Consider the following 12,485-nt stretch of genomic DNA (forward strand, 5'->3'; position numbering starts at 1 on the left):
TTTCCAAGTAAATCGAAAAAATCACGAAGCTCTGCTGGTCACAGCACTGGGAACAGCCTTGCAGGCCGCCGGAACAACGGCACGTTATCCCGCGGATCAGCGGCTGGGAAGAGCGGAGAGGGGGCGAGTGTGTGAGACTGCGACCGTGCGCGAAGATGGAAAAATCACGGTATTTCTGCTCGACGATCACGAGGTCGTCCGGCGTGGCGTCCATGAGCTGCTCTCCGTCGAGCCCGACATCGAGGTGGTCGGCGAGGCGGGCACGGCAGCCGACGCCCTGGTCAGGATCCCGGCGACGCGTCCGGATGTGGCGGTGCTCGACGTCCGGCTGCCCGACGGCAGCGGGGTGGAGGTGTGCCGGGAGGTCCGTTCGCTGGACGAGAACATCAAATGCCTGATGCTCACCTCGTACGCCGATGACGAGGCGCTTTTCGACGCGATCATGGCTGGTGCGTCGGGTTATGTGCTGAAAGCGATCCGGGGCGATGAACTGCTCAATGCCGTTCGGGACGTCGCCGCCGGGAAATCTTTGCTGGACCCGGTGGCCACCGCCCGGGTGCTGGAGCGGCTGCGCGACGGCGGCACCGCCAAGGGCGACGACCGGCTCGCCAACCTCACCGAGCAGGAGCGCAAGATCCTGGACCTGATCGGGGAGGGGCTGACCAACCGGGTCATCGGGGAGCGGCTGCACCTCGCCGAGAAGACGATCAAGAACTACGTCTCCAGCCTGCTGTCCAAGCTCGGCATGGAGCGCCGCTCGCAGGCGGCCGCGTACGTCGCCCGGCTCCAGGCCGAGCGTCGCTGAGCCGGTAGGTCCATGGGACTTTGGTCCCGCGCCACCCGGGGCCGGGGACTCTTACCCGGCCCCTACGTGTGCCGGACAGTGGACCGTATGCCCTCCGACGAAACCCCCGCGCCCCAGGCGATGGAGCTGCTCCGCCGGGTCCCGTACGGCCGCCTCGCCACCAGCATGCGCGCCCTGCCGTTCCTGGCGGTGGCCCGGCACGTGGTGTGCGACGGCCGCATCCTGCTGCGGATGCACAGCGGCTTCGGTTACCACGAGGCGTGCGACGGGAGCGTCGTCGCCTATGGGGCGGACAACTACAACGCCGCCTCGACCGATGCGGAGGAGGATGAGGGCGAGCGCCTGTGGTCCGTGCAGTTCACCGGGCCCGCCGAGATCGTCCATCCCTGCCCTGAGCAGGAAGAACTCTTCGGAGCCGCCCCCGTCCGCGCCAACGGGGAACCCTTCGCGCCGGCCTACCTCCGGGTCGACCCGCACTTCGTCACAGAGCACAGTCTGGGCTTCGGCGCAAGTCCGCTTGTCCGCCACGCAGCGTGATCTACCATTTGGTAAGTGCCGCGCTCATATGTAACCCGCCCACCAGTTCCCCCGGTCGGCGAGGTGCTGCGCCGCTACCCGGACGTGGGTGAACCGCTCGCCTGCGAGCCGATCACCAAGGGCCTGCTGAACCACGGATACCGCGTGTCCACCACCCGCGGCTCCTACTTCCTCAAGCACCACCTCGACAAGAAGCACATCGACGACGCCACCGGTGAGCGCGCCACGATCGTGCGCCAGCACCGCGCCACCCAGCGCCTGGCCTCGCTCGGTGTGCCCGTCGTCCCGCCGCTGACCGACGCGGAGGGCACCACGGTCACCGTGATCGGCGACCGCTGCTTCGCCCTGCACCCCTGGGTCGACGGACTGCACCGGGTCGGATCCCAGCTCACCCCCCACCAGTCGCGGCGTCTCGGGACGCTCCTCGGAGCCGTACACACCGCTCTTGAGCAGGTCATGCCGCGGGACGGTGAACCCGGTCCTCCGATGGGGTCGTTACCCGCCGGGTACGGCAGTCCGCACGCCGCCGACACCTTCGCGCTGATCGACGAGCTGCTGGCCGTAGCGCGTGGGCAGCGCTCCCGGGACACCCCGCGCGACGCCTTCGACGAGCTGGCCGTGCACCGGCTCGTGGAGCGCCGGGCGCTGCTGGAGCTCCATGCGCACCGCCGGCCGCCGACGCCGGACGGGCCCGCCACCGGGTGGGTGCACGGCGACTTCCACCCGCTCAACCTGCTCTACCGGGGCGCCGATCCGGTCGCGATCGTGGACTGGGACCGGCTCGGTGTGCAGCCGCGCGCCGAGGAGGCGGTCCGGGCGGCGGCCATCTTCTTCGTGCAGCCGGGCGGGGAGCTGGACCTGCCGAAGGTACGGGCGTACGCCCGCGCGTACCGGCGTGCGGCGGGGGCGGGAGCGGCCGAACTGGCCGCCGCCGTGCACCGGGTGTGGTGGGAGCGGCTCAACGACTTCTGGATACTCCGCTGGCGCTACCGCCTGGACGACCGAAGGGCCGACCCGCAGTTCCCTGCGGTGTCGGCCCTGGCGGTGTGGTGGACCCGTGAGTACGAGGCGGTGTGCGCGGCCTTCACGGAATGAGGGGGCCCTGTGCTCTGTAGGAGCGTGCGTGCCGCCTATAGGTGACGTGTGCGCCTATAGGTGACGCGTGCGCTGTCAGGGCCGCGCGTGCACGGCAAAGGCTGCGCGGTTCCCTAAGGAGTGGTGCCTCCCGCTGCCGGGCCGGCCGTGTCGCCCGTGCCGCTGCTGCCGGCGCTGCCCGCGCTGGCACCGCCGTCCGCGCCCTCCGAGCCACCGGGCTCCCCGCCGTTGCCGCCGCCCGGGGTGCCCGGGTCGGTGGACGGCTCGGTCGGGTCGACGCTCGGCTCGCCCGTGGTGCCCTCGTTGGTGTTGCCGTCCGTCGTCCCGGCATCCGTGTTGTCGGACGGGGTCGGGGACGGCGTGAGAGAGGGCTGGGACTTGGTCGGCGGCGGGGTGTACGGCGGCGGCTCCGGCTGCGTCTGACCGCCGGTGGAGGTGTTCGGCTGCTCCGGCTCCTCCTCCGTCGGCTGCTCCTCGTCGGACGGCTTCTCCGACGGCTCCTCCTCGGAGGAGCTCACCGAGGTGGACGGGGTGACCGGCGTCTTCTTGTTGCCGTCGTCGTCCTTGGCGGCGCTGATGGCGAAGGCGACTCCGGCGCCGATCGCGACCAGTGCGAGCAGCACGAAGAGCCACATCTTGTTGCGCCGGCCACCGCCCCGCTGTCCGCCGCGACCACCGTCGTAGCCGTTGTAACCGCCGTCGTCCGGGTTCATCGGCGGCAGGATCGGACCCTGCGAGGTGTCCCCGTGCACCGGGTGGCCCATGGCCCGGGTCGAGCCCGTCATCCCGTGCGGCGGGGTCTGGCCGCCCTCGTGGTGCGCGACCGGGCCGGTGTTCCACGTGCCGGTGTGACCGCCCTGCACCTGGAGCATCTGCAGGCTGTACTGGACCAGCCCGCGCATCTCCTCGGCGCTCTGGAACCGGTCGTCCGGGTCCTTCGCCAGCGAGCGCATCACCATCCCGTCCAGCTCCGGCGGCACCGCGTCCGAGACCTCGGACGGCTGCACCGGGATGTCCTGGACGTGCTGGTAGACCACCGAGAGCGGGGTCTCACCGGTGAACGGGGGCCGCAGCGCCAGCAGTTCGTAGAGCAGGCAGCCCGTGGCATACAGGTCGGAGCGGTGGTCGACGGCCTTGCCGAGCGCCTGCTCGGGGGAGAGGTACTGCGGCGTGCCCATGACCATGCCGGTCTGGGTCATCGTCGACTGGGCGCCGTGCAGCGCCCGCGCGATGCCGAAGTCCATCACCTTGACCGCGCCGGAGTCCGTGATGATCACGTTGGCGGGCTTGATGTCACGGTGCACGATGCCGTGCTGGTGCGAGTAGGCCAGCGCCTCCAGCACCCCCGAGACGATGATCAGCGCCTGCTCGGGCGGCGGCGCCTCGGCGGTCAGGAGGAGGTCGCGGATGGTGCGGCCCTCGACCAGCTCCATCACGATGTACGGGACGGTCTGGCCGCCCACGGTGTCCTCGCCGGAGTCGTAGACGGCGACGATCGCATGGTGGTTGAGGCCGGCGACGGACTGCGCCTCACGCGTGAAGCGGGCCTTGGAGACCGGGTCCTCGGCCAGGTCGGAGCGGAGCAGTTTGACCGCGACCGTACGTCCGAGCCGGACGTCCTCCGCCGCGTACACCTCTGCCATGCCGCCCCGGCCGAGCCGGTAGGTCATCCGGTAGCGTCCGTCACCGACGACGCCACCGACACCCCAGGCGTCGGAGCCATCCGAAAATCCGCCGCCGTTTGCTTCGGAATCGGGTGCCATCAGTCCTCGCCGTCGTATCTGTCCGCGCGTCCGCGGGTTCTCACGGTGCCTTGCTGCATTGCCACGTCACGCTACAGCCTCCACCGGACACCCAGGTTCCGCACCGGACGGATCATCCGACCGGTCGGCGTGTCCTCCACCGCTCATCCATGCGTTTCCTGTAACGCTTCCGCGACACTTCCTGCGCGTAGGGTCACGGAACGGGTACCCGGCTTGACGTGTCGGACCCCTCGGGCAGACTTGGCGCGTAATCGCGTCGTACGGAACCGGGTCGTATGCATCCGCGTCCTACAGAAACATCGCGTGTGCACCACATCGCGTGTGCACGACAGCGCGTGCCGGAGCCCGCGCCGCCGAGGGGGAAGCAAGTCATGAGTCAGGACGGCGCACAGGGCCGCTACGCGGGCGGGGCGGTCGCAGGCGGCCGGTACCAACTGCGCGACCTGCTCGGCGAGGGCGGGATGGCGTCCGTCTACCTGGCGTACGACTCCGCCCTCGATCGCCAGGTCGCGATCAAGACCCTGCACACCGAGCTCGGGCGCGAGCAGTCGTTCCGCGAGCGGTTCCGGCGCGAGGCGCAGGCCGTCGCCAAGCTCCAGCACACCAACATCGTCTCGGTCTTCGACACCGGCGAGGACGAGCTCGGCGGCGCGCTGATGCCGTACATCGTCATGGAGTACGTCGAGGGGCAGCCGCTCGGTTCGGTGCTGGCCGACGACATCCGGCAGTACGGGGCGATGCCCGCCGACAAGGCGCTCAAGGTGACGGCGGACGTGCTCGCCGCGCTGGAGACCAGCCACGAGATGGGCCTGGTCCACCGCGACATCAAGCCCGGCAACGTCATGATGACCAAGCGCGGCATCGTGAAGGTCATGGACTTCGGCATCGCCCGCGCCATGCAGTCCGGTGTCACCTCCATGACGCAGACCGGCATGGTCGTCGGCACCCCGCAGTACCTCTCCCCCGAACAGGCCCTCGGCCGCGGTGTGGACGCCCGCTCCGACCTGTACTCGGTCGGCATCATGCTCTTCCAGCTCCTCACCGGCCGGATCCCGTTCGACGCGGACTCGCCGCTCGCCATCGCGTACGCGCATGTGCAGGAGGAGCCGGTCGCGCCGTCCACCATCAACCGGTCGGTCACCCCTGCGATGGACGCGCTCGTCGCCCGCGCCCTCAAGAAGAACCCGAACGAGCGCTTCCCGAGCGCCGCCGCGATGCGGGACGAGATCGCCCGGGTGCTGAACGCCTCCGGCGGCCGGACCGGCGCCCCGGTGATCGTCGCCGGGGGCGGACCGGCCAACAGCGGCTCGGGCGTCGGCTCGGCGGTGTTCCCGCCCGTCGACCAGGCGACCCCCGCCCCGCAGAGCGTCCAGACGCCGTACCAGCCGCACGCGCAGTCGCCGTACCCGTCGGGGCCTCCGGGGCCTTCGGGGCCTCCGGGGCCTCCGGGGCCGTACAACCAGCCGGCCCCGACGCCAGCGCCGGGCTACGGCTACCCGCAGGCGGCCCAGGGCTACCCCTCGCCGGGCCCGCTCGCCCACCAGACCCCGCCGCCGTACACGATCAACCCGCAGCACCAGACTGCCGTCGGCACCACGGGCTCCGGCTCCTCCGGCAAGCGGAACATGCCGGTCATCGTCGGTTCGATCGTCGTCGCGCTCCTCGCCGTGGGCGGCCTGATCACCGCGCTCGCCCTCCAGGGCGACGGCAAGGACGACGAGGCGGGCAAGGGCGGCGACCCCGGCACCAGCGAGACCTCCACGGAGGACGGCTACCGGCCGCCGGAGCGCAACCGCGTGATGAAGACGACGGCCTGCACGGACGCCTCCGAGGACTCCAACGACCCGAAGAAGGTCCAGGCGCCCAACTTCGTCTACAAGGACATCCTCTCGGCGAAGGAGTGCGCGCAGGCCGCCGGCTGGACGATCAAGGAGATCGAGGAGCCGGGCAACACGTACGCGGAGGGCCAGATCGTGGGCCAGTTCCCGTCCTCGGGTACGGCCGTCTCCGAGCAGGGCGCCCACTTCGAGCTGAAGATCTCTACGGGCCGGCCTTCCTGATCGTTCCTGTTCGCACGGTGATCGTTGCGGGCCTCGGGCGTCCGTTCCGGCGCTGTTTCGTGGCGACAATCGACGCCTAACGGCCGGTTATCTCCTCCTGGGCCGTCCGGGATGCCGGATGCAGGAGCGCGTGTGACGCTGATCTCATGGCTCCAGGACGTCCGGCCGTGTGGTCGTCGAGGTGCGCGGTCTGTCTGCTGGTGACGGCCGGCGCGGCGCTGGGGCCGTGGGGGGCGTCGGGCGGGGCTGCTTTCGGGTCTTCGGTGACCGTCGGGTCGTCGGTGACCGACAGGTCTTCGGTGACCGACAGGTCTTCGGTGACCGACGGGCCTTCCGGGCGGGCTGTGCCGCCGGGAGCGTCGAGCCCTGGTGCCGCGCCGTCCTCCCCGGGCGCTTCGTCCGGTGCCTCGCCCGGGGTTCCTCGTGGCACGCCGGCCGTCGGTGCTTCGTCGGGCGGTACGTCCTCCGCCTCGGCCCTCCCCTCCCCCCTGCCGCTGCCCTTGCTGCCGTCGCCCGTGCCGCCGTCGTCCGGCGTCACCGATGCCGACCGGGAAACCGTGGACGGTGCCGAGGCTCCCGCAGGCTCCGCCTCCCCCTCTCCCAGCCGTTCCGCTTCCGTCGAGGTGTCGGGGTCGACCGCACCGATGGCCGGGCGTGAGGCCGGGGCCGGGAAGGCCCGCCCCGGGCGTTCGCTGACCCCGCTGGAGCTGGCGCGGGCCCAGGCACCGGTTGATCCCGAGCCGTCGGACGAGCCCGAGGAGAGCGCCTCCGACCTGCCGGTCTTCACCCCGCCGCCCGAGGCGTTCAGCGATCCGGGAGCCGCGGGTGCACGCGCCCTGGACGCCGCCGCCGTACGGCAGGTGCAGCAGGTCTCGCTCGGTGCCGGCATCGCCCTGGTCGGGCTCGGGATCGCCTTCCTCGCCCTCCGCTTGCGTCGCGTGAACTGACCGCCCCACCCCGTGGCAGGACCGTCCGGTGACGGGCCCGGGGACTTGTCCGGGGACTTGCCATGAACAACATACTCGGTATACATACTCAGTATGTCGATCCGTCACGGGCTGCTGGCCCTCCTGGAGCGGGGCCCTCGGTACGGCTCCCAGCTCCGCACCGAGTTCGAGTCGCGCACCGGCTCCACCTGGCCGCTGAACGTCGGCCAGGTCTACACGACGCTCAGCCGCCTGGAGCGCGACGGCATGGTCGTGCAGGAGGGGGCCGACGAGGCCGGGCACGACCTCTACGCGATCACCGGCGACGGCCGGGCCGAGCTGCGCAACTGGTTCGAGACCCCGGTGGACCGCACCAGTCCGCCCCGCGACGAACTGGCGATCAAGCTCGCCATGGCCGTGGGGGCCCCGGGCGTCGACATCCGCGATGTCATCCAGTCCCAGCGCCACCACACCCTCAAGGCCATGCAGGACTTCACCCGGCTCAAGGCCCAGGCGCTGGCCGACGTCCCCGCCAACCGGGACGAGGTCGCCTGGCTCCTCGTGGTGGAGCAGTTGATCTTCCAGGCGGAGGCCGAGGCCCGCTGGCTGGACCACTGCGAGTCGCGGCTCGTCCGCCTCGCCGGGGCCGCCGCCACCGAGCCCTCGGCCGAACCCGGCCCGGCGGCCACCCGCGGCCCGGCCCGCGCCTTGACCGGGCGCCCGGGGCGTACGAAGACCCGCCGCTGAGCCGGGCTCCGCCTCAGCCGCCCACGTCCCGTTCCGCATTCCCGTACCGCGTTCCCGTTCCGCACTCCCGTTCCGCACTCCACGACCAGCGCGTTTCGTCCTAGGGGGAACCACCCGCCATGTCCTCGCCCGCCGCCACACCGCCGCCGCCGTCCCCCGGGACACCCGCAGGCGACCCCGTACTCGAACTGCGGGCCCTCACCCGTACCCACGGCACCGGCATCGCCGAGGTGCACGCCCTGCGCGGGATCAGCCTCTCGGTGTATCCGGGTGAGCTGGTCGCCGTCATGGGGCCCTCCGGCTCCGGCAAGTCCACCCTGCTGACCCTGGCCGGCGGGCTCGACAACGCCACCAGCGGCCAGGTGATCATCGAGGGTCAGGACATCGCCGCCCTCGGCCGCAAGGGCGTCGCCGCCCTGCGCCGCCGCAGCGTCGGCTACGTCTTCCAGGACTACAACCTCATCCCCGCCCTGACCGCCGCCGAGAACATCGCGCTGCCCCGCGAACTCGACGGTGTCTCCGTGCGCAAGGCCCGCAAGGAGGCCCTCGCCGCGCTGGCCGAGATGAAGCTGACCGAGATAGCCGACCGCTTCCCCGACGAGATGTCCGGCGGCCAGCAGCAGCGCGTCGCCATCGCCCGCGCACTCGTCGGCGACCGGCGCCTCGTGCTCGCCGACGAGCCGACCGGAGCGCTCGACTCCGAGACCGGCGAGGCCGTCCTCGCCCTGCTCCGCACCCGCTGCGACCAGGGCGCGGCAGGCGTCATGGTGACCCATGAGCCCCGGTACGCGGCCTGGGCCGACCGGGTCGTCTTCCTCCGCGACGGGTCGATCGTCGACCAGACGCTGACCACCGGAGCCGACTCGCTGCTCACAGCGGGAGCGGCGGGAGCGGCGGGAGCCCCCGGGTCCCCGGGGTCATCCGGCACCTCCGGCACCTCCGGATCCACCGAGGCCGCCCAGTGAGCCTCTTCACCGGGTGGCGCGCTGCCTTCCGCATAGCCAGGCGCGACGCCGTACGGGCCAAGGGCCGCAGCGCCCTCGTCGTCGCGATGATCGCCCTGCCGGTCCTCGGGGTGACCGCCGCCGACCTGACGTACCGCAGCGCCCTGCCCACCGTCGCGGAGGATCTGACGGCGGATCTGGGAGCGGCGGACGCCCTCTTCGTCGACCAGGGCATGGGCCCGGTCCGGCTGCAGCAGATGCCCGACGGCATCATGTGGGGCACGCCCGAGGACGCACCGGAGACGCTGCCCGAGGACGAGCGCAAGCCCGTCGACGTACCGGCGACCTTCCCCAAGGGCTCCCGGTACCTCACCGAGCAGTCCCTGCCCGCGTCCGTGACGACCCGCCACGGCATCACGGACACCCAGATCACCGAACTCGCCGTCGCTGACCCGCTGCTGCGCGGCCGGGTCGAGCTGACCGAGGGCGCCTACCCGAAGGCCAAGGACGAGATCGCGGCGACCGGGGCCTTCCTCAAGGCGTCCGGGCTCTCCGTCGGCGACCGTGTCACCGTGCGCGGCCCCGAACAGGCCTACACCCTCACCGGCTCGGTGGAACTGCCCGCCGACCTGAAGTCCGAGTCCCTGTTCGCCGTCCCCGGCGCGGTCATCGCCCCGTGGCAGAAGACCGCCGACGGCGACAAGGAGATCCTCCCGCCGCAGGCCGGCGACCGGAAGTGGCTGGTCCAGGGTCCGTCCGGGGCGGGCGTGACCTGGTCGGACGTGCGCGCCGCCAACGAGAAGGGCGTGGTGGTACGGGCCCGGCAGGTCGTCCTGGACCCGCCGCCGGACTCCGAGGTCCCGATGGCCGCGCAGATGGGCGGCTGGGAGACCGACGACGCGGAGATGACCGCGGCGGCCCTCACCGTGGCCGCCATGGCCGTCCTGGAGATCGTGCTGCTGGCCGGACCGGCGTTCGCCGTGGGCGCCCGCCGTTCGCGCCGCCAGCTCGGGCTGGTCGGCTCGTGCGGCGGCACCCGCGGCCAGGTGCGGGCCGTGGTGCTCGCGGGCGGCGCGGTGCTCGGCGCGGTCGGCGCGGTCGTCGGCGTCGGGGCCGGGTTCGGCCTCACCGCCCTGTTCCGCCCGATGATCGAGGACTTCACCGGCCGCCGCTTCGGCGAACTGACCGTCCAGCCCTGGGAGATCCTCGCCATCGCCGTACTCGGCCTGGTCACCGGTGTCCTCGCCGCACTCGCCCCGGCGATCGTGGCGGGCCGCCAGTCCGTCCTGGAGTCGCTCACCGGCCGCCGCGGCTCCCGCCGCAGCTCCCGGGTGCTGCCGGTCGTCGGCTCCCTCGTGCTGGCGGGCGGCGTCGCCCTCGCCGTGTACGGAGGCGTCAGCGGCACCGTCAATCTGGTCGCGGGCGGTTCCGTCCTCGCCGAGCTGGGGCTCCTCTGCTGCATCCCGGTCATCGTCGGCTTCCTCGGCCGGCTCGGCCGCCGGCTGCCGCTGACGCCCCGCATCGCCCTGCGCGACGCGGCCCGCAACCGGGGCCGTACCGCACCGGCCGTCGCCGCCGTGATGGCCGCCGTCGCGGGCAGCGTCGCCATCGCCACGTACACCAGCAGCAACGCCGCCGAGCAGGCCTACGACCACCAGCCCGACCTCACCGCGGGCACCGCGGCGGTGATGGCCTTCGACACCTCCCAGCAGGCCAACCTGCCCCGCGCACGGGCCGCCGTCGAGCAGAACTACCCCGTCAACGGCGGGCGCGCCGACGTCGGAAGGGTCTGGGCCGGCAGCGACTGCTCGGTGTACTACGAGGAGGAGAACGGCTGCGGAACCATCGGGCTCGTCAAACCCACCGGAGAGGGCCACTCCTGCCCCCTGTCGGGCAAGGGCGCCAAGGAACTCGCGCTGCGGATCTCGGCGGACGAGCACAAGCGGCTGATGAACTCCCCCGCCTGCGTGGACGAGCGGTGGACCTCGGTCTCCCTCGGCAACGACGACAGCAAGATCGTCATCGGTGACGCCGGGCTGCTCACGTCGTACGTGAAGCTTGACGACCCGGCGGCGGCGAAGGCCCTGGCCGCAGGCACACCCGTGCTGCTCAACCCGGCGTACGCAAAGAACGGCGAGGTCACCCTCAAGGCCGTCCACACCTACAGCGAACGCGACAAGAAGAACCGGGCCCTCCACCCCGGCAAGGCCCGCACCACCACGGACCGGCTGAAGGTGTACGTCGCTCCCGACCGGTACGCGTCCACCCCCGGCATCCGGATGATCCTGCCGCAGCGGACCGCGGAGGAACTCGGCCTGCACACCGAGGAGCACGCCAGCATCTACACGCTGAGCCGCGAGCCGAACGACGCCGAGCGGCAGGCGACCGACGCGGCGATCGAGCAGGCCGGAAACCGCGCGTACGTGATGACCCCGAACGACACCCGGCGGGAGGACGACGACGCGGCGATCCTGCTGATCCTCGCCCTCTTCGCCGGAGTGGTGACCCTGGGCGCGGCGGCCATCACCACCGGGCTCTCCAAGGCCGACGCGGAAGCCGACCTCACCACGCTCAGCGCGGTGGGCGCGCCCCCGGGCGTACGGCGCTCGCTCTCCGGCTTCCAGTGCCTGGTCGTCGCCCTGACCGGGGTGCTGCTGGGGACACTGGCGGGGATCGTGCCGGCGGTCGCGCTGCGCCTGACCGACCTGCGCGCGGCGCTGGCGGACATGCGGGCGGATCCGATGGAGTCGGCGTACACCCCGATCGTGATGCCGTGGGAGACCATCGCGCTGCTGGCCCTGGTCGTCCCGGTGCTGGCCGGGCTGCTCGCCGCCGCCCTCACCGGCTCCCGGCAGAAGCTGGCCCGACGGGCGGGATAGCGCCCCCCTGGGCCCTTCCGGTGCCCCCGGAGACGGTGGATCATCCGTTTCCGGGGGCACCAATGTGGTGTACGGCATGTGTGCGAGACAATGGCGGCATGGAAATGCCGAGGAATGACCGGTCGCAGGAGCACCCGCAGGTCCTTGTCGTGGGCCAGGACGGAATGGCTGTCGGCGGCGGTGCCAGTGACGACGAGTCGCGCGAGGTCCCGGTGACGGAGATGGTCGAACAGCCCGCGAAAGTCATGCGCATCGGCAGCATGATCAAGCAGCTTCTGGAGGAGGTCAGGGCGGCTCCTCTCGACGAGGCGAGCCGGGTCCGGCTCAAGGAGATCCACGCCAGCTCCGTGAAGGAGCTGGAGGACGGTCTCGCGCCGGAGCTGGTGGAGGAGCTGGAGCGGCTCTCCCTGCCGTTCACCGAGGAGTCGGTGCCCTCCGAGGCCGAGCTGCGGATCGCGCAGGCCCAGCTCGTGGGCTGGCTGGAGGGCCTCTTCCACGGCATCCAGACGGCGCTGTTCGCCCAGCAGATGGCGGCCCGCGCGCAACTGGAGCAGATGCGCCGCGCGCTGCCGCCCGGAATGGCCCACGAGGACGAGGAAGGCGGCGGCGCGGACCCGCACGGCCCGATCCGCTCGGGGCCGTACCTGTAAACGGCTCGTTCGGGGCCGTACCTGTAGACGCGTGAAAAGGCCGCGGGGCCCGGCACACACCACCGTGTGTGCCGGCTGT

General features: G+C 71.8%; 11 protein-coding genes. 9 read left to right on the forward strand and 2 right to left on the reverse strand.

Annotated elements, in window-relative coordinates; genetic code table 11:
• Positions 1-145 precede the first annotated feature (145 nt).
• The 3 genes from ACFWRT_RS18455 (at position 146) to ACFWRT_RS18465 (ending at position 2,437) form a co-directional block, all read left to right on the forward strand.
• A complete protein-coding gene (locus ACFWRT_RS18455) occupies positions 146-805 on the forward strand; it encodes a response regulator (RefSeq protein WP_380955891.1) in 660 nt (219 codons plus the stop codon).
• 87 nt (positions 806-892) lie between these two features.
• Entirely contained in the window at positions 893-1,342 is a 450-nt protein-coding gene (locus ACFWRT_RS18460; protein WP_380955889.1) for a pyridoxamine 5'-phosphate oxidase family protein, read from the forward strand.
• A 63-nt stretch (positions 1,343-1,405) separates the two neighbouring features.
• The gene (locus ACFWRT_RS18465) at positions 1,406-2,437 is read left to right on the forward strand and encodes a phosphotransferase (protein WP_380955899.1); all 1,032 of its coding nucleotides are present in this window, start codon (positions 1,406-1,408) and stop codon (positions 2,435-2,437) included.
• 113 nt (positions 2,438-2,550) lie between these two features.
• On the opposite strand, the gene ACFWRT_RS18470 is transcribed toward ACFWRT_RS18465, so the two are convergent.
• A complete protein-coding gene (locus ACFWRT_RS18470; protein WP_380955888.1) occupies positions 2,551-4,200 on the reverse strand; it encodes a protein kinase domain-containing protein in 1,650 nt (549 codons plus the stop codon).
• A gap of 371 nt (positions 4,201-4,571) precedes the next feature.
• Between ACFWRT_RS18470 and ACFWRT_RS18475 the strand changes: the two genes are divergently transcribed.
• On the forward strand, positions 4,572-6,260 hold the full coding sequence (locus ACFWRT_RS18475) for a protein kinase domain-containing protein (protein ID WP_380955887.1): 1,689 nt from the start codon (positions 4,572-4,574) through the stop codon (positions 6,258-6,260).
• Positions 6,261-6,336: 76 nt separating this feature from the next.
• Here the strand turns inward: ACFWRT_RS18475 and ACFWRT_RS18480 are convergent, their stop codons facing one another.
• A complete protein-coding gene (locus tag ACFWRT_RS18480; protein ID WP_380955886.1) occupies positions 6,337-6,798 on the reverse strand; it encodes a hypothetical protein in 462 nt (153 codons plus the stop codon).
• 106 nt (positions 6,799-6,904) lie between these two features.
• Here ACFWRT_RS18480 and ACFWRT_RS18485 point away from each other — a divergent pair, with 106 nt between their 5' ends.
• The 5 genes from ACFWRT_RS18485 to ACFWRT_RS18505 all read left to right on the forward strand — a co-directional run bounded on the left by ACFWRT_RS18485 (position 6,905) and on the right by ACFWRT_RS18505 (position 12,406).
• Entirely contained in the window at positions 6,905-7,207 is a 303-nt protein-coding gene (locus ACFWRT_RS18485; RefSeq protein ID WP_380955885.1) for a hypothetical protein, read from the forward strand.
• 93 nt (positions 7,208-7,300) lie between these two features.
• Complete coding sequence (locus tag ACFWRT_RS18490) at positions 7,301-7,933, forward strand: PadR family transcriptional regulator (RefSeq protein WP_380955883.1); 633 nt, start codon at positions 7,301-7,303, stop codon at positions 7,931-7,933.
• A gap of 119 nt (positions 7,934-8,052) precedes the next feature.
• Positions 8,053-8,898, forward strand: a complete 846-nt coding sequence (locus ACFWRT_RS18495; protein WP_380955882.1) for an ABC transporter ATP-binding protein — start codon at positions 8,053-8,055, stop codon at positions 8,896-8,898.
• A complete protein-coding gene (locus tag ACFWRT_RS18500; protein ID WP_380955880.1) occupies positions 8,895-11,756 on the forward strand; it encodes an FtsX-like permease family protein in 2,862 nt (953 codons plus the stop codon). The genes ACFWRT_RS18495 and ACFWRT_RS18500 overlap by 4 nt, the downstream gene beginning before the upstream one ends.
• Before the next feature lie 98 nt (positions 11,757-11,854).
• Complete coding sequence (locus ACFWRT_RS18505; protein ID WP_109164715.1) at positions 11,855-12,406, forward strand: bacterial proteasome activator family protein; 552 nt, start codon at positions 11,855-11,857, stop codon at positions 12,404-12,406.
• Positions 12,407-12,485 lie beyond the last annotated feature (79 nt).

This window comes from Streptomyces cyaneofuscatus (genome assembly GCF_042718795.1).
GTDB lineage: Bacteria > Actinomycetota > Actinomycetes > Streptomycetales > Streptomycetaceae > Streptomyces > Streptomyces cyaneofuscatus_A.